The organism is Rhizobium freirei PRF 81 (assembly GCF_000359745.1).
Classification (GTDB): domain Bacteria; phylum Pseudomonadota; class Alphaproteobacteria; order Rhizobiales; family Rhizobiaceae; genus Rhizobium; species Rhizobium freirei.
The window spans coordinates 124,476-149,923 of the sequence record NZ_AQHN01000010.1; the positions used below are offsets into that span (position 1 = coordinate 124,476).

Here is a 25,448-nt window from a genome sequence, read left to right on the forward strand (position 1 = left end):
CTCCAGTCACTTCTCGCGGCTGTGGGCGCTTGCGCCTTTGTCGTCGTTACGGCCCCTGATGTCTTCCCGCGGAACGACCGAACGTGCGCGCTTGCCCTTGAAGTAGGATTGCACCCAGGGGTCATCGCAGGCGAGCATGTCCTCAACCGTTCCTTCCACCAATACCCGCTTATGTCCGAGAACGGCAATACGGTCGCAGACGGAAAACAGGCTGTCGAGGTCGTGAGTCACCATATAAACGGTCAGGCCGAGCGTGTCGCGCAGCCGTGCGATCAACTCGTCGAACTCCGCTGCGCCGATAGGATCGAGCCCCGAGGTCGGCTCGTCGAGGAAAACAAGGTCGGGATCGAGCGCCAGGGCCCTGGCAAGCGCTGCGCGCTTGATCATGCCGCCGGAAAGCTCCGAGGGGTATTTGTCGGCGGCATCGGCCGCCAGACCCACCATACGGATCTTCATCAGCGCCAGCTCGTCCATCATCTCCTGCGGCAGGTCCAGATACTCCCGCATCGGCACCTGGATGTTTTCCTTCACCGTCAGCGATGAAAACAGCGCCCCCTGCTGGAAGAGAACACCGAGCCGCATGTCGAGCTGGTTGCGCTCCGGCTCCGAGAGCGTGTCGTAGTCCTCGCCAAGGATCTCGATCTTGCCCGAGCGACGGGGCAGCAGCCGCAGCACCGTGCGCAACAGCACGGACTTGCCCGCACCGGAAGCGCCGACGAAACCTAAGATTTCGCCGCGATAGATATTGAGATTCAACTTGTCGAGGACGACTTTCGGTCCGAAAGCAACGGTGACATCCCGCGCCGACAGCACGATGTCCCTGCCTTGCTCATCTTTTTCCAACGGGGTCTCCGAGTGAAGCGCGCTCATGGTCAGCCCCTCTCAGAAGTCGATTGCTGCGTAGAACATGGCAAACAGCCCGTCCATCAGGATAACGACGAAGATCGACTTCACCACCGACGAGGTCACATGTTGACCCAGTGATTCGGCGCTGCCGCCGACCTTCAGCCCCTCGACCGCCGCGACGATGCCGATGACCAGTGCCATGAACGGCGCCTTGATCATCCCGGAAATGACCGTGGAAAGGCTGACCGCCTCATGCAGGCGCGAAATGAAGGTCGCCACGGTGATGCCGGAATAGCCCCAGGCGACCATCGCCGCGCCGAAAAGCGAGGCAAAGTTGGCAATGACCGTCAGCAACGGCAAAGCAACGGTCAGCGCCACCAGCCGCGGGAAGATCAGCACGCCGATGGGGTTGAGACCCATGACCTTCAGTGCGTCCACTTCCTCGCGCATCTTCATCGAGCCGATTTCGGCGGTGATCGCGCTGCCCGAGCGGCCGGCGATCATGATCGCCGTCAGCAGCACGCCGATTTCGCGCAGTTGCAGGATGCCGACGAGATCGACGACGAAGACTTCGGCGCCGAAATAGCGCAGCTGGAACGCCCCCTGCTGCGCGATGATCGCGCCGATCAGCGACGACATGAGCAGGATGATCGGGACGGCGCGCACCGCCATGTGATCGATCTGGTTGACGATCGAAGCCGGTGAAACACCGCTGCCGCGCCCGAGCTTGAGCTGAGCGCCACGTACGGCCGAACCCAGTATATACATGGCGGCAACCAGATTGCCCCAGATGTCATAGACGCTTATCCCGATCGGTTCGAGAAAACGCTCCGGCAGGGACTTTTTCGGCTTCGGCTCCCCGGATTCAACGTGAGTATCCTTATCGAAAGCTGTCAGCAATTCGTCAATGTGGGGATTGGAGCCTTCGATCGTGACAATGGCCTTGTGTGCTTCCTGGCTTTCCTTCAGGCGGCGGATCAACAATGCGCCAGCCGTGTCGACATCCGACAGACCGGAAAGATCGATCACGATGTTGCCGCCGGCGCTCCGTTTCGAGAGCTGCTCGATCTGCCGCAGCACGCCATGGACGTTGGCGCTACGCCAATTGCCCTCGAGCCGGTAGCGATGACCACCGCCATCGCCCTCGTCATCGATCCTGGGTGCATCGTTTTTTTGTTCGGCTGCTTTCAAGCTCATGCGTCTTTCAGATCTGGCATCATCAACGCCGACTCAGGAGCCCCATCGACGCCGATCTTTAATACACCGACTGCACAGGAAATTGCCATGCCGCGCCACGGCCAACATATGTCACAGCTTTTTGATATCCAAATGAATTTGTTGCACCTGCGTCATGAGACGCCGCGCGCGTCCTCACCGATCGCCGAGCCCCTGGACTGAAGGCCGCGCGCGAAAATCACCATGGCCAGGCCGAACGCCGCCAGCGCAGCCATGACATAGTAGCTGTCGAGATCGAGCCAGGCATATAGATAGCCAGACGCCAGCGTCATCAGGCCGAGGAACATGCCGTTATAGAAATAGTAGGCGCCCTGGGCCGAGGATTCCTGCGTTTCCTGAACCGAGGCGACGATCCGGCGTTGGACGCCGGTATGCACACAGGCAAAGGTGCAGGCATGCAGAGCTTGCAGCAGGAAATAACCCAGGAAGCCAAAATTGAAGGGAAACAGGACCCAGCGCAGGACGCAGACGCTCGAACCGAAGAAGATCAGCGTCCACGCGCTGAAACGGCGATTCAACATTTTCGACAGGAAGAAAACCATCACCTCGGCGGCGACGCCGATGCTCCAGAGAACTGCGATCTCGGTGCCGGAAAAGCCGAGCTTGCGCCAATAGATCGATGCGAATGTAAAGAGCATCGCGTGGCTCGATTGCTGGATCGAGACACCGATCATGGTGATGAGCAGCTGCGGTGAGCGCAGGCTCCCCGTTGGCGGCTGCAAATTGATCGGCTGGTTGCGTCGCCGCGTCGGTCCGATGCGCGGCGAGACAAGGCCCATGAGCATGGTCAGCACAAAGCCCGCGACCATGACGGGAAGTACCATCGTGCCGCCCCACATTCCTATCATCTGCCCCCCGAGCAGCGTCGAGACGATGAAGGTGATCGATCCCCAGACCCGCATCGAGCCGTAGTCGAAGCCCCAGCGCCGCACGCCCGACATGGCGATGGATTCGACCAGCGGCAAATAGGGCGCATAGGTTGCACCCTGGATGCCATAGACGAGCAGCACCGGCCAGAATTCGCTGGTCCAGTAAAGCGCGATCGCCGTCAGCAGCGACAGGCCGCCAGACCAGAACAGCACATCGGCGCGCTCCTTCATATGGTCGGCGAGCACGGCGACGACGGGCGTCACGAGAACGCGCACGACCATCGGCACGGCAATCACCAGACCGATCTCGTGATCGCTGAAATTCAGCCCCGCCAGCCAGACGGGGAAGAACGGCAGAGCGATGCCGTTGACGAACAACGGCGCACAATAGGACAATGCGGTGCGCAAGCGGAAATACGGAGGCGCACCCTCACCCTGGAAAGATTTTATCGCGGGAATCATGACAGACCTGAAGGGAACTGATTTGTCCCTACCACTCTATCGTGAGCACGACTATGGCGAGAAATAGTCGAACTGAAACGTTTCCGATAAAGTCCGGCACTACAGACGTTTCTTGGCAGTCAATAATTATGACAGGCCATTACTGAGCGCGTGAAGACGCATCGAAATCACGCGGCCTGAGCGCCCAGCGGCTGCGGCAATTCTTCGACCGGCGCGCCGGCAGGCTGCGTCTCGAGAATTGTCTGCCAGGTGATCAGTTCGAACGTGCCGTCCTCATGCTCGGCAATCGCCGTGCAGCTCTCCACCCAATCGCCGGTATTGATGTAGCGGATGCCATCGAGATCCTCGATGACGGCATGATGGATGTGGCCGCAGATCACGCCGTCGGCATCGTTGCGTCTCGCTTCCTCGGCAACGACACGCTGGAATTCACCAATGAAATTCACCGCGTGCTTCACCTGCAGCTTCGCCCATGCCGAGAAAGACCAATAAGGCATGTTCAGGCGGCGGCGAACTGCCGAGAGGCCGACATTGATCAGGATCGCCATGTCATAGGCCCAGTCGCCAAGGTAAGCGAGCAGGCGGGCATTGCGGACGACGACGTCGAATTCGTCGCCGTGCAGCACCAGATATTTCTTGCCGTCGGCCGTTTCGTGCATGGCGCGCTGCGCCACCTCGATGCCGCCGAAGTGCATGCCGGGGAAATCGCGCAGGAATTCGTCATGATTGCCGGGGATATAGACGACGCGCGTGCCCTTGCGCGCCTTGCGCAGCAGCTTCTGCACGACGTCGTTACAGTCCTGCGGCCAATACCAGTTCCGCTTGAGGCGCCAACCGTCGACGATATCGCCGACCAGGTAGATGGTGTCGGCATCGTGATGACGGAGAAAATCGATCAGAAAATCCGCCTTGGCGGCCTTCGAACCGAGGTGCACGTCAGAAATGAACAGTGTTCGGAATCGCCGGGTGTCCATGTTTTCATTCACGAACTCAATGTTCGTGCCCTATCCTAGCCTTGACTATTCCAAAACCAGACTCGTGTTTCAGGAAGATGACAAATCCTGTGCCAGACGGCATATGAGGCCGATTCGGCGATGCCTGGCCGCGATGGTGAGCTCCAAGCCATCAACCGCGAAGCTGAAATACGGAAGCAAGTCACGGATGATCTCGAACGGCCCGATCACCGCCCAGAGGCGGCAATCAAGACTTTGTCACGGCAAAAGCGCTTGGCGCGTCAATTGCATACTGTGAAGGTCCGACGATTGATGTATTGAGGGACTCAAACGCAAGTGCAGGCAGGAATGGAGACGCGGATGGATACGCACGACGACACTTCGAAGGCAGCCAAGAACATGGCGAGCGGAAACCTCGACGAACAGGCGCTCTATTTCCATCGCTATCCCCGCCCCGGCAAACTCGAAATTCAGGCGACGAAGCCGCTCGGCAACCAGCGCGATCTGGCACTTGCCTATTCTCCGGGTGTCGCCGCGCCCTGCCTCTCCATCCGCGACAATCCCGAGACCGCCGCCGACTATACAGCCCGCGCCAATCTCGTCGCCGTGATTTCCAACGGTTCGGCGGTTCTCGGCCTCGGCAATATCGGTCCGCTCGCCTCCAAGCCCGTCATGGAAGGCAAGGCCGTTCTCTTCAAGAAGTTCGCCGGCATCGACGTGTTCGACATCGAAGTCGCGGCCCCCACCGTCGATGAGATGGTCAACACCATCTCCGCGCTCGAGCCGACCTTCGGCGGCATCAATCTCGAAGACATCAAGGCGCCGGAATGCTTCGACGTCGAGCGCCGCCTGCGCGAGAAGATGGAAATCCCGGTTTTCCACGACGACCAGCACGGCACCGCCATCATCGTCGCCGCCGCCATCCTCAACGGGCTGGAACTCGCCGGCAAGAAGATCGAGGACGTCAAGATCGTTGCCTCCGGCGCCGGTGCTGCGGCGCTCGCCTGTCTCAACCTGCTCGTTACCCTCGGCGCCAGGCGCGAAAACATCTGGGTCCACGACATCGAAGGCCTGGTCTACAAGGACCGCAACGTCCTGATGGACGAATGGAAATCCGTCTACGCCCAGGACAGCGACAAGCGCGTGCTTGCTGAATCCATTCCCGGCGCCGACGTCTTCCTAGGCCTTTCGGCCGCCGGCGTGCTGAAGCCGGAACTTCTTGAGCAGATGGCGGAAAAGCCGCTGATCATGGCGCTCGCCAACCCGACGCCGGAAATCATGCCCGAGCTCGCCCGAGCAGCCCGCCCCGACGCGATGATCTGCACCGGCCGCTCGGATTTCCCGAACCAGGTGAACAACGTTCTCTGCTTCCCGTACATCTTCCGCGGCGCGCTCGACTGCGGCGCGAAGACGATCAACGAGGAAATGAAGATGGCTGCCGTGCGCGCCATCGCCTCGCTCGCCCGCGAAGAGCCTTCCGATGTCGCCGCCCGCGCCTATTCAGGCGAAACGCCCGTCTTCGGACCCAACTACCTGATCCCGTCGCCCTTCGATCCGCGCCTTATCCTGCGCATTGCGCCGGCCGTGGCGAAGGCAGCCGCCGACAGCGGCGTGGCGTTGCGTCCGATCAAGGATTTCGACGCCTATATGGACGAGCTGAACCGCTTCGTCTTCCGTTCCGGCTTCATCATGAAGCCGATCTTTGCCGCTGCGAAAATCGCTGAGCGCAAGCGCGTCGTCTTCTCCGAAGGCGAAGACGAGCGCGTGCTGCGCGCAGCCCAGGTTCTGCTTGAAGAAGGCACGGCAACGCCGATCCTGATCGGCCGTCCGTCGGTCATCGAAACCCGCCTGAAGCGCTATGGTCTCAAGATCCGCCCGCATGCCGATTTCGCCGTCATCAATCCGGAAGACGATCCGCGCTTCCGCGAATATGTCGAGCTCTATTTCTCGCTTGTCGGCCGCGCCGGCGTCATCCCCGAGGCTGCCCGCACGATCGTGCGTACCAACGCAACGGTTATCGGGGCGCTTGCCTTGAAGCGTGGCGAAGCCGATGCGCTGATCTGCGGCCTCGAAGGCCGCTACGAGCGCCATCTGCGCATCGTTCGCCAGATCATCGGCAAGCGGCCTGACGTTCGTGACTTTTCGGCGCTCAGCCTGCTCATCTCGCAGCGTGGGGCAACCTTCTATACGGATACCTACGTGACGTTTAATCCGACCGCCGAGGAGATCGCCGAGTCGACGATCCTCGCGGCACAGGAAATCAAGCGTTTCGGCATCGAGCCGCGTGCGGCGCTCGTCTCGCACTCCAACTTCGGTTCGCGGGAATCGGAAAGCGCCACCAAGATGCGCAACGCCCTGGCGCTCGTTCGCGACGCAGCACCGGAACTGGAAGTCGACGGCGAAATGCATGGCGACAGCGCCATTTCCGAAAGCCTGCGCCGCCACGTCATGCCGGACAGCACGCTGACGGGCGAAGCGAACCTGCTCGTCTTCCCCAATCTCGATGCGGCCAACATCACGCTTGGCGTCGTCAAGACGATGACCGATGGATTGCATGTCGGCCCGATCCTGCTTGGAACGGCCCTTCCCGCACATATTCTTTCACCTTCGGTGACTTCGCGCGGCGTCGTCAACATGGCTGCTCTGGCCGTGGTCGAGGCATCGCAGCTGGTTTGAGCGAAGACTTCCGTGGCCGCCCTACCGGGGCGGCACGGACCACAATTCGGCGAAACCGCCTCGAATTCCATGCGTTTAATGGATACGTTGTTAAGCTCCAACGTGTAGCCTTCGACGAAATCCAACCGCTTTCGAGAACAGTATCGTGAACCGCGGCACACATCTGACTTCCATTGCCCTGCTGTCGCTGCTGACGGCAACACCGAGCTTCGCCCAGGCCAATCTGTGCGACGAGCTGCGCGGCCGCTACGCGAATACCAGCGAAGTGGTCGGTGCAAGCGAGGAAACGCGCCAGCTTTCGCGCGCCATCGTCCAGCAGAATGTGATGATCCGACGTGTGATGAGCGACCTGCGCAACCAGGGCTGCGCCACTGACGAAGGCTTTGGGTTCGGTGGAGACGACAATTCCGGCATTTGCGACGATATGAGAATGTCGCTGGAAGGCATGCGGCACGATCTTGACCAACTGATGGACGAGCGCGACCAGAGCACCGGGCGGATCGATGCTGCCGGTGTCGATCGCCGGCAGTTGCTGGATGCGATGCAGAGAAATGGCTGCAGCGCGCCGGCATCGGCCACGCCGGATATCGTCATCAACACCCGCACGAAACTTGATGCCTATGCGCCGCAGCAGCAATCCATGGCGCAGCCCGAAAGTTCGATCACGGTCATCGAGACGCCGAGGTTCCAGAAGAATTCCAGTTTGCAGCAGAAGCAGGTGCCAGCGGCAAAGACGCCGGTGGTGACAAAGGCCGAGCCGCAACAATTTCCGCCTGATCGCCCCTACGATCCCTCCGCCAACAAGGTCCGCCAGGTCGGACCGCAATTCCTGGCGACCGACCATGGCATCGACCTCAAGCATCCAAAAGACGCCGGCCCGCAACCGACGCAATAAGATAATTCCTGCAGGACTATGCAGGCGTTCTTCATCCGGAATTACGCAGATACAACAGGATAGAGCGAGCGGTTCATGGAGTCTGTGAAGCCCTAGGTCATCGCAGAGAGGCCGAGCGCATTCCGCCTGACCTCTCAATCGCACTATTCTCAGGCCATTCCAGATTGACCTAACAGCGAGATGATCGCTTCATTGCCGGTCTCCTGCGCGAGATCGCGATAGGATCTTCCCGATACCTCTCTGATCGAACGTTCCGCACCGCGCGCCAGCAGGAAGCGCACAACCTCCATCCGCCGATTGGCAATGGCAAAACCGAGTGGTGTCATCCAATCGCGATCCGAGGGCTGCCCATGCGGACGAAACTCTCCAAAGCGCATATTTGTCAGCTCGGGATAGCGATCGAGAAGGCTGGTCAGTTGATCGATCAGTCCGAAGGCTGCGGCGGCAAAGATATCCGACGGATAGGCTTTCAGAAACTCGATCATATCCGACTTGCCGTTGTATTCGGCCCAGCCTATCGGGCTCGAATAGAAATAGGGATCTCGAACGGTTGTGTCGGCTCCATGCTCGATCAGCAAACGCGCTATTTCGATATTTCCGTGAAGCGCGGCCTCATGCAGCGGCGTACGGCTGGTCATCGCATTGACGTCAAGACCGAGCGCCAGCATGCGGCGGACGGCTTCCAGATCGTTTTCACCGGCGGCGTCATGGAGCATTGCAGGGCGCCCGCGCTGCATCGCCGCAAGAATGTCACCAGGCGGCTTCATCCGCAGGAGCTCATCGAGCGACAGGTCCTTGTTCCTCACGGCGATGTAGAATTCGTCTTCCGGCTTGAGACGAACGGCCGTGGCGCCGTTGAGCAGCAAATATTCCGCCAATTCGCCATCGCCACCAAGACGCGCCCATTCATAAGGCGTTCTGCCATTGACAGGTCTGCTGATGTCAGCCCCATGCTCCACCAGCAGACGCACGCGCGAGCATATACGGTGTTCGAGCGCCCAGGCGAGCTGATAGTCGAAGACGGTCTGCGAGTTGGCGACAAGCCTGCCGTCTTCACGCACCAGCCAATTGTTCCTGTCTTCGGCCGAAAGGCCGTATTCCAGCAGCAACTGCAGACACGTATCGTCGGGTTCAAACATCCGGTTATAGAGCGCCTGACTGTCATTGGCCTCGGCGCCGGCTTCAAGCAACAGGCGCGCAAAGGCTTCGCAATCGGGATGCTGAGGCTGGCGCTCCTTTCCCGCCTCGCCTTCGCCGAAGACGCCGGTCAGTACAGTAAACCGATATTGCCCAGCATCGAGAAAGAAGGCATTCACGTCGGCGCCGCGCCTGACGAGCTCTCTGGTTGCCGGCAGGCTGGAACGGCCGGGCAAGCGGGCATAGGCCGCATACATCAGCGGCGACCAGTCGAAGGGCCCGCCCTTACGGTCGAGAAGCTGCGGCTGGCGGTCGAGCCAGCGGCTTACGCCGGCGGCGTCCCCAAGTGCTGCAGCGACATGGATGTTTTCCCCGGCAATTTCCGGATGCTCATCCAGCAGCGCCAATGCCCCATCAAAGCGTGCCGGATCGGCTGGAATACTGGAAAAATAGGAGACCACGGCGAGAGAGAGGAATTGATTGGCCAGTTGGTCGCGAGGAATATGCTGGCGATCGTCTGTCTCCAAATGCGCCTTGAGCTTCGTCCAGCTGGAGAAGCCGAATTCGCGGGCAAGGACAAGCTGTATGTCCTGAAGCCCGACGCCAGCTAAATCAGTGAAATACGGTACTACACGGCTTTGCGCCGAAGCGTCGCCGGATTGAACAGCCTTGAGGAAAGTCTTGGCCTGCTTTTTCAGGGAATCGAGCGTGGCATTGGCCGCCAAGGAGCGCGTGGTCACAATAGACCTCCTTCCATTTACGTCCGGTATCCGCGCCCACAGACTGAAAAGAGGTGTGGCAGTCTCGTATTCTATGCTTCAGGTGGGCCTTGCCCTTCCCGCGGATCGGATGCGCCCTGAGAACGGGACACATCTATCGCGCGAGCTGGGATCTGTCCAGAGGTCATAATTCGGAGTTCAAGCCGGCTCGTAGCGCACATAGGCGAACTCGTCGCCATCCGGTGACCAGTTCGGCACATTGATCGATCCCTGCCCGCCGAAGAGCTCGAACAAAGTCGTGAGGTTGCCGCCATCCATATCCATCAGCCGCATGCGCACGTTGAGATCGCGCGGATGATCGAAGACATCTGGGTCGTAGGAGATCAGCACGACCTTGTCGTTTTTCGGCGACGGATGGGCGAACCAGTTGCCGTAATTGTCGTCGGTCAACTGCTGCAAGCCGGTGCCATTGGGATGGATACGCCAGATCTGCATGAGGCCGGTACGGCTGGAATTGAAATAGATCCATTGCCCGTCGGCGGAGAAATCAGGTCCGTCGTTGCGGCCCTCGCCATGCGTCAGCCGCGTCTCCTCGCCGCCATCGATGGAGATCGAGTAGATGTCGAAGACGTCGTTGCGGATGCCGCAATAGGAGAAACGCTTCCCGTCCGGGGACCAGCCATGCCAGTAGGACGGCAGATTGGTGGTCACCTGCCGCGGCGTCCCGCCTTCGGCCGGCAGCACATAGATGCAGGACTTGCCGTGCTCGGTCTTGTCGGAGATCGCAATCAGCGACCCGTCGGGAGAAATGCCATGGTCGTTGTTGCATGTGGTTGCAAAGCCGGTGTCGACACGGGCGATCCCGCCGCTACCATCCAATGGCAGCCGGTAAAGCAGCCCGTCGCCGTTCAGGAGCAGATAGCGGCCATCAGGCGAATAGTTCGGCGCCTCGATCAGCTGATCGGTTTGCCAGACCACCCGGTTCGTACCCGTGCGAATGTTATAGATCTCGACCGAGCTGCGCATTCGTCCTCGTCCTGTCTCGGGTAAGCGATCAGCGATCGCGGAACCGGTTGGTGATCGGATAACGGCGATCTCGGCCGAAATTCTTCTTGGTGATCTTCACGCCCGGCGCCGACTGGCGACGCTTGTATTCGGCGAGATAGAGCAGATGCTCGACACGATGCACGGTCGCAACGTCATGACCGCGCGCCACGATCTCCTCGACCGACATTTCCTTCTCCACCAGGCATTCAAGGATATCGTCGAGCACCGGATAGGGCGGAAGCGAATCCTGGTCCGTCTGGTTCGGCCTGAGTTCTGCAGAAGGCGCCTTGTCGATGATGTTATAGGGGATCACCTCGCCCGAAGGGCCGAGCGCACCCGGCGGCACATGCAGGTTGCGCCAGCGCGACAGCGCATAGACCTGCATCTTGTAGAGATCCTTGATCGGGTTGAAGCCGCCATTCATGTCGCCATAGAGCGTGGCATAGCCAACCGACATCTCCGACTTGTTGCCTGTTGTCACCACCATCGAGCCGAACTTGTTTGAGATCGCCATCAGGATGGTGCCGCGGGCGCGGCTCTGCAGATTTTCCTCGGTGATGCCGCTTTCCGTTCCTTCGAAGAGGTCGGACAAGGCAGAGGTGAAGCCGGTGACCGGATCTTCGATCGGCACGATATCGTAGCGGCAGCCGAGCGCCTTGGCGCAATCGGCCGCATCCTTCAAAGAATCCTGCGAGGTATAGCGATAGGGCAGCATGACGGTGCGCACGCGCTCCTCGCCGAGCGCATCGACGGCGATTGCGGCACAGATGGCAGAATCGATGCCGCCCGAAAGACCGAGCACGACGGACTTGAAGCCGTTTTTGTTCACATAGTCGCGGAAGCCCAGCAGACAGGCGCGATAATCGGCCTCCTCGCCTTCCGGAATATGGGCCATCGGGCCTTCAGCGCAGTGCCAGCCGTCACCATTCTTTTTCCAGGTGGTGACCGCCAGCGCCGTCTCGAACTGGCTCATCTGGAAGGCCAGCGTCTTGTCGGCATTGAAGCCGAAACTCGCGCCATCGAAAACCAGCTCATCCTGGCCGCCGACCTGGGCAGCGAAGATGAGCGGCAAACCGGACTCGATCACCTGCCGCAGCGCGACTTGGTGACGGACATCGACCTTGCCGCGATAGTAAGGCGAACCGTTCGGGACCAGCAGAATTTCGGCCCCGCTCTCGGCCAGCGTCTCGCAGATGCCGAGATCGTTCCAGATCTCCTCGCAGATCGGTATGCCGATACGAATGCCGCGGAAATTGACCGGGCCTGCAATGGTTCCCTCATCGAAAACTCGCTTCTCGTCGAACTCGCCGTAGTTGGGCAGATCGACCTTGTCCCTGACGAAGATGACCTTGCCGCCGTCGAGCACGGCCACGGAATTGTAGCGGCCGGTATCGTCCTGCCGCGGTACGCCGATAACGACGCCCGGCCCGCCATCGGCGGTGTCGGCGGCGAGGCTTTCGACCGCTTTCCAGCAGGCCCGCAGGAAGGCAGGCTTCAGCACCAGATCTTCCGGCGGATAGCCTGATATGAACAGCTCCGTCAGCAACACGATATCAGCGCCCTCGCGCGCCGCCTCGGCCCGCGCCTCTCGCGCCTTGGTGAGGTTGCCGGAAACATCCCCGACCGTCGGATTGAGCTGCGCAACCGCGATGCGGATCGTCTGGGTGATTTGGCTTTGCTCTGTCATGCCATACATTTAGCGATGGCATCTTCCTTCCGCAACCGCCTTTGGCTGCCTGTAGGCGCCAAAGATCGCAACGCATGCATAGGCGGTATCCGTGCCCGGAAAAATACCCGGCTAGTCTGCCAGAATTAAGTAGATCCTCGATGGCGACCGAAAGATAATTTCCACTGCCAGCCCGTGCCCATCCTCCGTGACAGCGCGACGTATTATCGGATGGCGTGAACCTCCACATGGCTAGCATCCTCCTTAGTCGGATAACGGCAAGCCGCGGCACAGTTGCACACGCAGCGGCTCCATGCACGATCGGTTTTGAAACTCTTCCGTCGTTGCATTTCTACCTATTGGTCGAATAGTTGCATTCAATGCCATCACACCCCCTGGAGCCCCCATGCATAGCCTTCCCAATTTCGTTCATCTGCATCTCGACAAGACGTCCGAGGAACTTGGCGATATCGAGAAGCGCGTTCTGAGAAAGGCGCATGAGCGCAAGATCATATCCACGGACGTCAACGCAGCCCTCTCGGCGGAAGCGTCCACCGGACAGCGCCTGGCGGACGGTATCGCCCGCGTCGGCGGCTCTTGGTCCTTCATTATATGCTTCTTGCTGTTTCTCGTGTTCTGGTGTGTCGTCAACACTATCCTTCTCGCCACTGGTGCTTTCGACCCCTACCCCTTCATTTTTCTCAACCTCGTCCTTTCCATGCTCGCCGCCATCCAGGCGCCAATCATCATGATGTCGCAGAACCGGCAAGCTGAACGGGATCGCTTCGAAGCCACCAAGGATTATGAGGTCAATCTCAAGGCGGAACTCGAAGTTCTGTCGCTGCACCAGAAGATCGACATGCAGGTGCTGACCGAGCTTGCATCGGTGCGGGAGGAAATCTCCAGGCTTAGCAAGCTGGTGGCGGAAAAGGGCGGCGTCTGACGCCCATCGGAAACCTGCGCCTGCGGCTGCTAAAACATGTCGCGCAGAAGCGCGCAGTGGCTTTGCGACAACGACACGCGCAAAATCAAAGGCCTAACGCGCGAGAAGCGACCCTGAAAGATCGCGACGCGCTTTAAGGTCGCCCCTGCCCGTATTGCGGCAAGCCGTCGGTGATCTGGTAATAATCGCCCTTATCGGCGCAATAGATATGATAGGCGATCTCAAGACCGGTCGGCTGATCGAAAAGCCCGGCCATGACTGAGATTTCCTCGGCGTCATCCGCCGCCCAGAACAGTGCCGAGCCGCAGGTCCTGCAGAAGCCGCGGCGGGCGAATGCGCTGGCCCGATACCAGGTGATCGCCTCCTCGCCTTCGATAACGAGGCTGCCGACCTGCACGTTGGTCGCGGCATAATAGAGCCCGGTCTGCTTGCGGCATTGCGAACAATGGCAGGCAACGACCTCTCGCAACTTGCCGCCCGCCTTGAAACGTACGCTGCCGCAGAGGCAGGCGCCGGAATGCTCATCGCTCATGATCGATCCCCTTTTTTGAAGGAACCTTTCCGAGAACGGCATCGCGGTCAATCTCAAAGAAATGAAGCTTCATTCAGCTGGATTGATCCGTTCCGCCCAAAAGAAAACGGGCCAGCTCCAGGCCGGCCCGTCGATATCCGCAGATCGATAATCGCTCAGCCGTGCGCGCGCATGCGCTTCTCGTCACGGCCGCCCTTCATCCGTTCGGCGAGCAGGAAGGCAAGCTCGAGTGCCTGGTCGGCATTCAGGCGCGGGTCGCAATGCGTATGGTAGCGATCCTGCAGATCTTCGGCGCCGACGGCGCGGGCGCCGCCCGTGCACTCGGTGACGTCCTTGCCGGTCATCTCGATGTGGATGCCGCCCGGATGCGTACCCTCGGCACGATGGATCTGGAAGAAGCTTTCGACTTCCGACAGGATCCGCTCGAACGGACGGGTCTTGTAGTTGTTGAGCGTGATCGTGTTGCCGTGCATCGGATCGCAGGACCACACGACCTTGCGCCCTTCCTTCTCGACAGCGCGGATGAGACGCGGCAGGTTGTCGGCAACCTTGTCGTGGCCGAAACGGCAGATGAGCGTCAGGCGGCCGGCCTCGTTCTCCGGGTTCAGAATATCGATCAGGTTGATGAGGTCGTCCGCCTGCAGCGAAGGACCGCACTTGAGGCCGATCGGGTTCTTGATGCCGCGGAAATATTCGATATGCGCGTGATCTGCCTGGCGCGTGCGGTCGCCGATCCAGAGCATGTGGCCCGAGGTCGCGTACCAGTCGCCGGAGGTGGAGTCGACGCGGGTGAAAGCCTCTTCGTAGCCGAGCAGCAGTGCCTCATGGCTGGTGAAGAAATCGGTTTCGCGCAGGCTCGCATTGCTCTCGGCGGTGATGCCGATCGCGCGCATGAAATCCATGGTCTCGCCGATACGGTCGGCGAGCTTACGGTAACGCTCGCCCTGCGGGCTGTCCTTGACGAAGCCGAGCATCCACTTCTGCACATTTTCGAGGTTGGCATAGCCACCCATCGCAAAGGCGCGCAGCAGGTTCAGCGTCGCGGCAGACTGGCGGTAAGCCATCAGCTGGCGCTCGGGATTGGGAATACGCCCTTCTTCGGTGAAATCGATGCCGTTGATGATGTCGCCGCGATAGCTCGGCAGCGAGACGCCATTCTGCGTTTCGATGTTCGAGGAGCGCGGCTTGGCGAACTGGCCGGCGATACGACCGACCTTCACCACCGGCAGCTGCGCGCCAAAAGTCAGCACGACGGCCATCTGCAGGAAGGCGCGGAAGAAGTCGCGGATGTTGTCCGCGCCGTGTTCCGCGAAGCTTTCGGCGCAATCACCGCCCTGCAGCAGGAAGCCGTTGCCTTCTGCAACATTGGCCAGATGAGCCTTCAGACGGCGGGCTTCGCCAGCAAAAACCAGCGGCGGATAGCTTGCGAGCTGGGCTTCGGTCTCTGCAAGCGCTGCCTTGTCCGGAAAATCCGGCACCTGCTGGATCGGTTTTTGCCGCCAACTGCTGGGTGTCCAATTCTGTGCCATATCACTCACCTGCTTGTGCGCCCGGTCTTTGCCGGACGTCCCGTCGTCGTAAATAACGCGCGCTTATAAACCTTTGCCGCCCGCTTGCAAAGGCGGGCAAACTACTGTGCGAATCTTTTATGGGGCGGTCGATGTCTGCGCCAAACGGGCGCGTTACACGCGCTCGCCGTTGCGGATACGATAGCTCGGCGAATACATCGTCACCAATTCTTCCGCCGCCGTCGGATGCACCGCCATGGTACGATCGAAATCGTCCTTGGTGCAGCCGGCCTTCACGGAAATGCCGAGCAACTGCGCCATCTCGCCGGCATCATGGCCGAGAATATGCGCGCCGATCACCTTGCGGTCGGCAGCGTTGACGATCAGCTTCATGATCATCTTCTCGCTCCGGCCCGAAAGCGTCGCCTTCATCGGCCTGAATTGAGCGCGATAGACCTCAAGCTCCGGATAACGCTTGGCGGCGTCTTCCTCGGTCAGGCCGACCGTGCCAATCTCCGGCTGCGAGAAGACGGCCGTCGGGATCAGTTCGTGATCCGGCCGCGTCGGATTGTTCTTGTAGACGGTCTCGATGAAGCACATGGCCTCGTGGATCGCCACCGGCGTCAGCTGTACCCGATCAGTGACGTCACCGAGAGCATAGATATTCGGAACAGAAGTGCGCGAATATTCGTCGACGATGACGGCGCCCTGCTCGTTGACCGCGATGCCGGCAGTTTCCAGCCCAAGATTTTCGGTGTTCGGCGTACGGCCGAGCGCCAGCATGACGGTGTCCACCGTCAGAGACTTGTCGTTCTTCGTCCGCACGCAGAGGCCATTCTCCGTCTTCTCGACGCTCTGGATGATATCGTGGCAGAGAATACGGATGCCCTTCTCTTCCATCGCCTCATGCAAGCCCTTGCGCAGGTCCTGGTCGAAACGCGACAGGATTTCGGCGCCGCGATAGATCAGCGTCGTCTCGACACCGAGGCCGTGGAAGATATTGGCGAACTCGACGGCAATGTAGCCGCCGCCGGCGATCAGGATCGACTTCGGCAATTCTTTCAGATGGAAGGCTTCGTTCGAGGATATGCAAAGCTCGTGCCCAGGCAGCGCCGTATGCAGGTTCGGCCGGCCGCCGGTCGCGATAACGATGGTCTCGGCCGTGACGGTCTGGCCGGTCTTCAAAAGCTTGACGGTATGGGTGTCCACCAGTTCGGCGCGGGTATCGAAGATGTCCGCCTTGGCGTTATCCAGCCCCTTGCGGTAGAGGCCCTCCAGCCGGGCGATTTCCTTATCCTTCGCCTCGATCAGCTTATTCCAGTCGAAACTGCTTTCGCCGACCGTCCAGCCGAAGCCGGCAGCATCCTCGAAATGCTCGCTGTACTGCGAGGCATAGACGAAGAGCTTCTTCGGCACACAGCCGCGAATGACGCAGGTCCCGCCATAGCGATATTCCTCGGCAATGCCGACCTTCTTGCCGAGCGAAGCGGCGACGCGCGCGCTGCGTACGCCGCCGGAGCCGCCGCCAATGACGAAAAGGTCGAAATCAAACGAAGGCATGGAAGGCTCCTGTGGACATGAACACGCGCACGAAACGCTGATGGGGCTCGGCACTCATATAGGAAGCCCGGGCACAAAAAGAAAAGCCCGGAATGCGGGTCCGGGCTTCGAATAGGCGATTGCGGCCGATTATCCCGAAAAGGTGAAATTTCGTCTCGGGAACGGCCGCGTCAAAGAATTGCGGCTTACTGCTTCGGCACCTGCAGCTTCAGTGCCGGCTGCTTTGCTGCCGGCTGTGCGGGCTGCTTCGCCGCGGGCTGGGCGGGAGCGGTTACATCAGGCGAAACGACCGGCGTCTTGACGACCTTCTGCAGAGCGTCATTGCTCTGGTTGGCAAGATCGCGCGAAATACCCTGGCTCCAAATGTCTGCTGCCTTGTAGAGCTCGCGCGTGGCCAGCGGGCCGTCCTTGAGAAGCTTCTTGCCAGCAGGCGACGTGTAGAAATCGGCGATTGCCTTGAGCTCTTCCGCAGAGAAGGCCTTGGCGTAGGTGACGGCAGCCTCGCGCTCGAGATCCGCACGACGCGGCGCGAGCGCCAGAGCGGTGGCATCAACCGTGGAATTGATCGCATCGCCGAAGTTCGGGTTGGCCTGGATCATCGTGCTCTTCAGCTGTTCGGCCAGATTCGGCAGAATGTTGTCGAACTGGTTGGTGATGCCGAGTGCGTTGATCGCCGCGCGCGCAGCCTTGATCTGGTCTTCGGAGACTTCCTGAGCGCTCACAGAGCCGAAGGCGATGCCCGAAAGAAGGATGGTTGCAGCGGCAAAACGGCCAAGACCCGTTAATTTGATCATGAGATGAGTGCTCCTATGTATTGTTCGCCCGCAACGCGCGCGCACCGGCAGGGCCGGCAATGATCGCTAATGTCGCCATATTGATGAAGAGCCCGTGTTCGACAACACCGGGAATCGAGTAGAGCTCAATCGACAGCGCCTCTGCATCAGGAATGCGGCCGAAAGATGCATCAATGATAAAATGCCCGCCATCGGTGACAAAGGTCTTGTCACCCGCGAGGCGCAGGTTGAGCGCGCCGGACAAGCCGAGCCGCGACGCAACCTTCTCGATGAGAATGCGGGTGGAAACGAGGCCGAACGGATTGACTTCGATCGGCAGCGGAAACGCGCCGAGGGTCTCGACAATCTTGCTTTCGTCGGCGATGACAATCATGCGAGCCGAGGAGGCAGCGACGATCTTTTCGCGCAGCAGCGCGCCGCCACCGCCCTTGACCAGCGTCAGTGCCCCGTCGAGCTCGTCGGCACCGTCGATGGTGAGGTCAAGTTCAGGAAGCTCGTCCAGCGACTTCAACGGAACGCCAAGCTCGTTGCAGAGCTTTGCCGTGCGCTCCGAAGTCGGAACGCCTTCGATCGACAGGCCGGATGCGACCTTTTCAGCCAGCAGCCGAACGAATTCCTCCGCGGTACTGCCTGTGCCGATCCCGAGCCGCATGCCGCTCTCGACATAGGCCAGAGCCGCCCTCGCAGCCTCAATCTTCATCTGGCGGGCGTCCATGCGCCACCTGCTCCCATTGTTACGTTGGACTGCTGTTTACACGGCTCTCCGGTCAAACGAAAGCCAAAATAACGGCACACAAGAGAAATCCCCGCGCCTCTTTGCCGAGGCTTTCCGGGCCTTCAGTTGCAATTGCCCCCGCGATCTTTTAACTCCAAAAGACGCTCCGTTTTTCCTGTTCAAAGGCCGATTCCCCGTGACATCCCCCCTCGTCGTATTCGATCTCGATGGCACGCTGCTGGACACGCACGCAGATCTCATCATCAGTCTCAACCATACCATCGCCGCGCTCAAGCTTCCGCCCGTCAGCTATGATGACGTGACGCATCTCGTCGGTAGCGGTGCGCAGGTGATGATCGAGCGGGCCTGCAAGTTGCATGGCTATACGCTGGCATCGGAGGAGCTGCCGACCCTGCTGCAGCGCTTCATTACCCATTATTCCGAGGCGATGCCGGGCGTCACTCAGCCCTATCCGGGGCTTGTGGCAGCGCTCACCATGCTGAAGAACAACGGCTATAAGCTCGCCGTTTGCACCAACAAGATGGAATCGCTCGCCCGCACGCTGCTCGAGCGGCTTGGCCTTACTCATTATTTCGAAGCCATCACCGGCGGCGATACCTTTGCCGTGCGCAAGCCGAATGCCGAACATCTGATCGGCACCATCGAGCGCGCCGGCGGCGACATCGCCCGTACCGTCATGATCGGCGACAGTGTCAACGACATCTTGGTCGCCCGCAACGCCGGCGTCCCCTCGATCGCCGTCCCCTTCGGCTATTCCGACGTCGGTATCGAAACCCTCGGCCCGAACCGCATTATCTACCACTATGACGAGCTCACCCCCGAACTCGTCGAGGGGCTGCTCGCCGCCTGAGGGATCGACATTTTCCCAATAGCAAAAGGGCGGCCGATTGGCCGCCCTTTTGCTATTTCATTACGCGAAACTCAGATCTGCGCGTTGCGCGCCTTCGAAGTCGCGTCGAGCGCTCTCTGCGTGGCAGCATCACGATCGTAGACATCGTTGAAATACTGGACCACGCCGTCCTTGTTCGGCCAGGCGGTGAAGTAGGCGATGTAGATCGGGAACTTTTGCGGCACGGGAACGGCCTTGTTCTGGCCGGCTGCGATCTGCTTGGCGACATCGTCGGGCGTCGTATCCAGCACGGCGGCAGCCATAGCGCGCGGATCGGCAAGGCGAACGCAGCCATGGCTAAGCGCACGCATATCCTTCTTAAAGAAGCTCTTCTGCGGCGTGTCGTGCATGTAGATCGCATGCGAGTTCGGGAAAAGGATCTTTAGTTCGCCGAGGGCATTGTCGCTGCTCGGCGGCTGGCGCACGGAAATGCTCTTCGTCGAGCCGTACCAATCGACGCTGGAGGATGCCACGGCATGACCGCCGACTTCAACCTGATAGCCCATACGATCCAGATAGTTCGGATCGGCCCGCAGCTTCGGCAGCATCTCGTTGATGATGATCGACTGCGGAACGCCCCAGAACGGATTGAATTCGACCGTCTGCACCTGGTTTTCGAAGAAGAAGGTCTGGTGCTGCTTGCTGCCGACGACGACGCGCATCGACAGCTGTTCCTGGTTGTTGTTGTAGTAGTAAACCATGAACGCCGGCTGATTGATGAAGACGTAGCGCGATCCGAGCTCGGCCGGCAGCCAGCGCAGCTGCTCCATCGCTATGATCAGCTTCTGGATCTTCACGTCATTGTTTTCGCCGACCATAGCGCGAACAGAAGATGCGCCAATGACGCCATCAGCCGTCAGACCCTTCTCCCGCTGGAAGTCCTCGACCAGTGACACGAGTTCCGGGGTGTAATCCGGAGTGCCCAGATAAGCGGAGAAGAGATCGGCATGCGCCTTCTTCAGCGCATCCGAGCCACGATGCTCAATCGCCTTGACGATGTTGGCCATTTCCGGCGAGCTGCCGCCCGGCTTCAAAGTACCGGTCAGGGAAACCGAAATATGGGAGCCATCGGAACCGGATTCGGCATGCAGCTTGGCAAGCTCGGCCTTCAGCAGCGTGAATTGCTGGTTGGACGGGTTGCGGCTGTTGATATAGGCGGCGACATCCGGGCTCGCACGCAGCACGTCGAGCGCGGCGGTTAGGTTGACATCCTTGCGCTTGAAATCATGATAGCCGGAGAGCTTGTTCGGGTCGATGCGGCCACGGACCGTATCCTGGACGAACATCAGCACCTTGGTGGAAAGCGCCAGTTCGAATTGCATGAGAGCGCGATCGCGCATCACCGGATCGGCGCCGGCCGCATCCGCGCTCGGCAACGTCACCGCATAGTCCGCCGGATCGAGACCGACGGAGCCGGCACCTGCCAGAACCGCCATCGCGGCCTTCGCCTTCTCATTGACGGCGTGATCCGCGACCCAGAGGATCGGCTTGCTCTGATCTGCGTAGTATGTCTCGATCGCCTTGGCGACGTCGTTGGTCGCCATCACGCGCGCATCAGCCAGATAACGGCGCTGCGAGATCTCGGTATCGACAACGCTCGGTGTCGGCGACGCATCGGCAACGGCGCCGGTCACCACCGGATCGGCGAAATGTACCGTCGACACCAGGCGCATCGCGTCGGCCTTGTAGGTATAGTATTTCGGCGCGCTGACGGTCGGCAACGCCTGCTTGGGCTGCCCCGGCTGGTTCGGGTTCAACGTCGTCTGCGCCGGATTGTTCGGAATGGGAGCCGAAACCTGCGTGCTTTGCTGACGCCCCTGACCGCCACGGATGAAATCCATGAGGGTCATCGCGCTCGCCGACGTCGCGCCGATGGACGAAAGGCAACAGGAAAGAGCCAGGACGGATGCTGTGGCTTTGGTTGCAAGTTTCATTCTCTAATCAGTCCCTGTATCGTGCGGTAACTTCGAGCCAGACGGTGCTGCTTCAATTGGGCCGCGATGTCGAAAACATCGTATACTCACTACTATAAAAACAGCGAGACCCCGCCTTTTGTTCAATGCCTCAACTTCACGTTACGAAGCAGAGACGTTCTCAGCGATTCAATTCACACAAAATTATGAAATTATTGGTTAATCTTTTATTGAAATCGCCCAAAGTTTTTGCGCGGGCGAAAATTTCGCGTTCACGATTATATGAGGAGCGTGTTAAAAAGAGCACGCTCGACAGGACGCACCGAAAACATGACTTTTACAGTCAAATAACTGCGCTTTGGTGTTTTCATGAGCGCCGTTCAGGCCTATATGGCTGCTATCTATTTCCATAGAAGGCAGGATCAGGAACATGACGTCCACCCGCACCGAAACCGACACTTTTGGGCCGATCGAAGTCGCCAGCGACCGCTATTGGGGCGCGCAGGCACAACGCTCGCTCGGCAACTTCAAGATCGGCTGGGAAAAGCAGCCGCTATCGGTCGTCCGCGCCCTCGGCATCGTCAAGCAGGCAGCCGCCCGCGCCAATATGGAGCTCGGCCAGCTTGACCCCGCACTCGGCAAGACGATCGTCGCAGCGGCGCAGGAAGTCATCGACGGCAAGCTCAATGACCATTTTCCGCTCGTCGTCTGGCAGACCGGCTCGGGCACGCAGTCCAACATGAATGCCAACGAAGTGATTTCGAACCGCGCGATCGAAATGCTCGGCGGCGTCATGGGCTCGAAGAAGCCGGTGCATCCGAACGATCACGTCAACATGAGCCAGTCGTCGAACGACACCTATCCGACGGCCATGCATATCGCCTGCGCCGAGCAGGTTGTCCATCATCTGCTGCCGGCTCTGCGGCACCTGCACGCAGCCTTGGAAAAGAAGGTCTCTGACTTCGCCCATATCATCAAGATCGGACGCACCCATACGCAGGATGCGACGCCGCTGACGCTCGGCCAGGAGTTTTCCGGCTATGCCGCGCAGGTCGCCTCCTCGATCAAGCGCATCGAACTGACGTTGCCGGGCCTTTGCGAACTCGCCCAGGGCGGCACCGCAGTCGGAACCGGGCTCAATGCGCCGATCGGCTTTGCCGAGAAGGTCGCGGACGAGATCGCCGAGATCACCGGCCTGCCCTTCGTCACGGCTCCGAACAAGTTCGAAGCACTGGCTGCCCATGATTCCATGGTCTTCAGTCATGGTGCGATCAATGCGGCGGCGGCGGCACTCTTCAAGATCGCCAACGATATCCGCCTGCTCGGCTCCGGCCCGCGCTCAGGCCTTGGCGAACTGGCGCTGCCGGAAAACGAGCCGGGCTCGTCGATCATGCCCGGCAAGGTCAATCCAACACAGTGCGAGGCGCTGACGCAGGTCTGCATCCATATTTTCGGCAACAATGCCGCCCTCACCTTTGCCGGCAGCCAGGGACACTTCGAGCTTAACGTCTACAATCCGATGATGGCCTATAATTTCCTCCAGTCGGTGCAGTTGCTCGGCGACGCCGCCGTGTCCTTCACCGATAATTGCGTCGTCGGCATCGAAGCCCGCGAGGACAACATCAAGGCAGGCCTGGAACGCTCGTTGATGCTGGTAACCGCACTGGCGCCGAAGATCGGCTACGACAACGCCGCCAAGATCGCCAAGACGGCCCACAAGAACGGCACGACGCTGAAGGAAGAGGCTCTGGCGAGCGGATTGGTGACCTCGGAAGAATATGATGCCATCGTCCGCCCGGAAACGATGATCGGCCCGAAATAAGCCAAAGCAGGAATTCATCAATACGGCCAGGCATCTCCGAATATTTGTGTGATGCCTGCCTGTTCACACAAGGCTAGCGCGCGCTTGCTATTGCCTTGTCTTGCCTTGGGAGCACAGCCCTTCTCTCCGGTAGCCGCGAAGCCATGTCTGTGGCCGTGATGACGGTCGCGGGATCGATGCTGGCAAGAATTTCCTTATGAAAGGCGTGCTTCAGATAGCCGCCGTGAACCGCTGCGAATAGACCGGCGCCGGCAACCAGCGCCACGACGGCCAGCGGCGAAATGTGGTGATGATTGTGGGAGATATCCATGATCTCAATCCCTCGGCTTTCAGCCTTTTGATTGCGGGACAACGGCCTTGTCTGCCCTGCCCGCTATGACATCCATTTGCACCTTTCCCACTTGTCTTTGAAGTCGGCAGTTTCGACACCGATCGTCTACGCTGCATTGACAATCCAGCTGTCGAAGTCCCGAGGCGCTTTGCAGCCGATTGCTTTTGGTTCAAGCCGGATTTAGACCGTCTCCAAACATTTTCCTCCGCCATCCGGCTTGAAAGGTTCCCTACATGGCTGACGATCTATTTCCCCTCGGCGACGACACGACCCCCTATCGCAAGATTTCAGGCGATTACATCTCCGTCGACACCTTCAAGGGTCAGGAAATCCTGACCGTCGATCCGGAAGGCATTCGTCTGCTTGCCGAAACCGCATTTGCCGACATCAATCACCTGCTGCGCCCCGGCCATCTGAAGCAGCTCGCTTCAATCCTCGAAGACCCCGAAGCCACCGATAACGACCGCTTCGTAGCCTATGATCTGTTGAAGAACGCCAACATTGCCGCGGGCGGTGTTCTTCCCATGTGCCAGGACACCGGCACGGCCATCATCATGGCCAAGAAGGGCCGTCGTGTCTGGACCGAAGGCGGCGACAGCGGCGCAATGGCCAAGGGCGTGCTTGACGCCTACGAGAAGAAGAACCTGCGCTACTCGCAGCTCGCGCCGATCAAGATGTTCGAGGAAAAGAACACCAAGAACAATCTCCCGGCGCAGATCGACATCTACGAGGAAGGCACCGACGCCTACGAATTCCTCTTCGTCGCCAAGGGCGGCGGTTCGGCCAACAAGACCTTCCTTTATCAGGGCACGCCGTCTCTCCTGACGCATGACCGCATGCTGGACTTCCTCAAGGAAAAGATCCTGACGCTCGGCACGGCAGCCTGTCCCCCTTATCATCTCGCCGTCGTCATCGGCGGCACCTCTGCGGAGATGAACCTGAAGACGGTCAAGCTCGCCTCGACGCGATATCTCGACTGTCTTCCCACGGAAGGCTCCGAAAGCGGGCATGCCTTCCGGGATATCGAAATGGAAAAGGAAATCCACAAGCTCACGCAGAGCCTCGGCGTCGGCGCGCAGTTCGGCGGCAAGTATTTCTGCCATGATGTCCGCGTCATTCGCCTGCCCCGCCACGGCGCCTCGCTGCCGATCGGTCTTGGCGTTTCCTGCTCTGCCGACCGTCAGGCCAAGGGCAAGATCACGCGCGACGGCATCTTCATCGAGCAGCTGGAAACCGATCCGTCCAAATACATGCCGGAGATCGACGAAGCCAAGCTTTCGGAATCGATGGTGCGCATCGATCTCAATCGGCCGATGGCTGACATCCTGGCCGAGCTGTCGCAGCATCCGGTCAAGACGCGCCTGTCGCTCACCGGCACCATCATCGTCGCGCGGGATCTTGCCCATGCCAAGATCCGCGAACGCCTGGAAAAGGGCGAAGGCATGCCGGACTATCTGAAGAACCATCCGGTCTATTATGCCGGCCCGGCAAAGACACCTGCCGGCTATGCGTCCGGTTCCTTCGGCCCGACGACGGCCGGCCGCATGGACAGCTATGTCGATCAGTTCCAGTCGTTCGGCGGCTCGATGGTCATGCTGGCCAAGGGCAATCGCTCGCGCGCAGTGCGCGAAGCCTGCAAAACATATGGCGGCTTCTACCTCGGCTCGATCGGCGGCCCGGCGGCCCGCCTCGCACAGGACTGCATCAAGAAGGTCGAAGTATTGGAATATCCGGAACTTGGCATGGAAGCCGTCTGGAAGATCGAGGTCGAAGATTTTCCCGCCTTCATCGTCATCGACGACAAGGGCAATGACTTCTTCCAGGAACTCAATCTCGGATAAAGACTAGCCGTATCTATATGCTTGACCAGAAGAAGGCGAAAATAACGCCTTCTTCTGTAAAACCAGTTTCAAT

Annotated in this window: 20 protein-coding genes; 6 read left to right on the plus strand and 14 right to left on the minus strand. The window is 59.8% G+C overall.

Annotation, left to right across the window (positions count from 1 at the left end; translation table 11 throughout):
* Positions 1-6: 6 nt before the first annotated feature.
* From RHSP_RS03505 to RHSP_RS03520, 4 genes are all read right to left on the minus strand, one after another.
* The gene (locus tag RHSP_RS03505) at positions 7-870 is read right to left on the minus strand and encodes an ABC transporter ATP-binding protein (RefSeq protein ID WP_037149415.1); all 864 of its coding nucleotides are present in this window, start codon (positions 868-870) and stop codon (positions 7-9) included.
* Between the two features lie 12 nt (positions 871-882).
* Positions 883-2,043: an ABC transporter permease gene (locus RHSP_RS03510; protein WP_004109086.1), complete on the minus strand. Its 1,161-nt coding sequence runs from the start codon at positions 2,041-2,043 to the stop codon at positions 883-885.
* A 152-nt stretch (positions 2,044-2,195) separates the two neighbouring features.
* The gene (locus tag RHSP_RS03515) at positions 2,196-3,413 is read right to left on the minus strand and encodes an MFS transporter (protein ID WP_004109092.1); all 1,218 of its coding nucleotides are present in this window, start codon (positions 3,411-3,413) and stop codon (positions 2,196-2,198) included.
* A gap of 167 nt (positions 3,414-3,580) precedes the next feature.
* A complete protein-coding gene (locus tag RHSP_RS03520) occupies positions 3,581-4,387 on the minus strand; it encodes a UDP-2,3-diacylglucosamine diphosphatase (protein ID WP_004109095.1) in 807 nt (268 codons plus the stop codon).
* A gap of 339 nt (positions 4,388-4,726) precedes the next feature.
* Here RHSP_RS03520 and RHSP_RS03525 point away from each other — a divergent pair, with 339 nt between their 5' ends.
* Both RHSP_RS03525 and RHSP_RS03530 read left to right on the plus strand, forming a co-directional pair.
* Positions 4,727-7,042, plus strand: a complete 2,316-nt coding sequence (locus tag RHSP_RS03525; protein WP_037149418.1) for an NADP-dependent malic enzyme — start codon at positions 4,727-4,729, stop codon at positions 7,040-7,042.
* A 145-nt stretch (positions 7,043-7,187) separates the two neighbouring features.
* Positions 7,188-7,937, plus strand: coding sequence for a hypothetical protein (locus tag RHSP_RS03530; protein WP_004109097.1), 750 nt, complete (start codon positions 7,188-7,190; stop codon positions 7,935-7,937).
* A 149-nt stretch (positions 7,938-8,086) separates the two neighbouring features.
* Here RHSP_RS03530 and RHSP_RS03535 read toward each other — a convergent pair whose 3' ends face one another.
* The 3 genes from RHSP_RS03535 to RHSP_RS03545 all read right to left on the minus strand — a co-directional run bounded on the left by RHSP_RS03535 (position 8,087) and on the right by RHSP_RS03545 (position 12,527).
* Positions 8,087-9,814 (minus strand): ankyrin repeat domain-containing protein, encoded by a 1,728-nt coding sequence (locus RHSP_RS03535; protein WP_037149421.1) that lies wholly within the window; start codon positions 9,812-9,814, stop codon positions 8,087-8,089.
* Positions 9,815-9,991: 177 nt separating this feature from the next.
* Complete coding sequence (locus RHSP_RS03540; protein WP_004109099.1) at positions 9,992-10,819, minus strand: TolB family protein; 828 nt, start codon at positions 10,817-10,819, stop codon at positions 9,992-9,994.
* 28 nt (positions 10,820-10,847) lie between these two features.
* The gene (locus tag RHSP_RS03545) at positions 10,848-12,527 is read right to left on the minus strand and encodes an NAD+ synthase (RefSeq protein ID WP_037149515.1); all 1,680 of its coding nucleotides are present in this window, start codon (positions 12,525-12,527) and stop codon (positions 10,848-10,850) included.
* Positions 12,528-12,912: 385 nt separating this feature from the next.
* Here RHSP_RS03545 and RHSP_RS03550 point away from each other — a divergent pair, with 385 nt between their 5' ends.
* On the plus strand, positions 12,913-13,449 hold the full coding sequence (locus tag RHSP_RS03550) for a DUF1003 domain-containing protein (RefSeq protein WP_004109101.1): 537 nt from the start codon (positions 12,913-12,915) through the stop codon (positions 13,447-13,449).
* A gap of 133 nt (positions 13,450-13,582) precedes the next feature.
* Here RHSP_RS03550 and RHSP_RS03555 read toward each other — a convergent pair whose 3' ends face one another.
* From RHSP_RS03555 to rpiA, 5 genes are all read right to left on the minus strand, one after another.
* The gene (locus tag RHSP_RS03555) at positions 13,583-13,981 is read right to left on the minus strand and encodes a GFA family protein (protein ID WP_004109109.1); all 399 of its coding nucleotides are present in this window, start codon (positions 13,979-13,981) and stop codon (positions 13,583-13,585) included.
* A 155-nt stretch (positions 13,982-14,136) separates the two neighbouring features.
* Positions 14,137-15,510: a class II 3-deoxy-7-phosphoheptulonate synthase gene (locus RHSP_RS03560; protein WP_037149426.1), complete on the minus strand. Its 1,374-nt coding sequence runs from the start codon at positions 15,508-15,510 to the stop codon at positions 14,137-14,139.
* 153 nt (positions 15,511-15,663) lie between these two features.
* The gene (gor, locus tag RHSP_RS03565) at positions 15,664-17,049 is read right to left on the minus strand and encodes a glutathione-disulfide reductase (protein WP_037149429.1); all 1,386 of its coding nucleotides are present in this window, start codon (positions 17,047-17,049) and stop codon (positions 15,664-15,666) included.
* 185 nt (positions 17,050-17,234) lie between these two features.
* A complete protein-coding gene (locus RHSP_RS03570; RefSeq protein WP_004109121.1) occupies positions 17,235-17,843 on the minus strand; it encodes a DUF2059 domain-containing protein in 609 nt (202 codons plus the stop codon).
* A gap of 13 nt (positions 17,844-17,856) precedes the next feature.
* Complete coding sequence (gene rpiA, locus RHSP_RS03575) at positions 17,857-18,558, minus strand: ribose-5-phosphate isomerase RpiA (RefSeq protein WP_004109123.1); 702 nt, start codon at positions 18,556-18,558, stop codon at positions 17,857-17,859.
* Positions 18,559-18,754: 196 nt separating this feature from the next.
* Between rpiA and RHSP_RS03580 the strand changes: the two genes are divergently transcribed.
* Complete coding sequence (locus RHSP_RS03580; protein ID WP_004109126.1) at positions 18,755-19,429, plus strand: HAD family hydrolase; 675 nt, start codon at positions 18,755-18,757, stop codon at positions 19,427-19,429.
* A 71-nt stretch (positions 19,430-19,500) separates the two neighbouring features.
* Here RHSP_RS03580 and RHSP_RS03585 read toward each other — a convergent pair whose 3' ends face one another.
* Positions 19,501-21,402, minus strand: coding sequence for a L,D-transpeptidase family protein (locus tag RHSP_RS03585; RefSeq protein WP_004109130.1), 1,902 nt, complete (start codon positions 21,400-21,402; stop codon positions 19,501-19,503).
* A gap of 409 nt (positions 21,403-21,811) precedes the next feature.
* On the opposite strand from RHSP_RS03585, the gene fumC reads away from it, so the two are divergent.
* Positions 21,812-23,203 carry a class II fumarate hydratase gene (gene fumC, locus RHSP_RS03590; RefSeq protein ID WP_004109134.1) on the plus strand — a complete coding sequence of 464 codons (1,392 nt, stop codon included), beginning with the start codon at positions 21,812-21,814 and terminating at the stop codon, positions 23,201-23,203.
* Positions 23,204-23,276: 73 nt separating this feature from the next.
* On the opposite strand, the gene RHSP_RS03595 is transcribed toward fumC, so the two are convergent.
* Entirely contained in the window at positions 23,277-23,513 is a 237-nt protein-coding gene (locus tag RHSP_RS03595) for a hypothetical protein (RefSeq protein WP_004109136.1), read from the minus strand.
* 254 nt (positions 23,514-23,767) lie between these two features.
* Between RHSP_RS03595 and RHSP_RS03600 the strand changes: the two genes are divergently transcribed.
* Positions 23,768-25,375 (plus strand): fumarate hydratase, encoded by a 1,608-nt coding sequence (locus RHSP_RS03600; protein ID WP_004109138.1) that lies wholly within the window; start codon positions 23,768-23,770, stop codon positions 25,373-25,375.
* Positions 25,376-25,448: the final 73 nt, after the last annotated feature.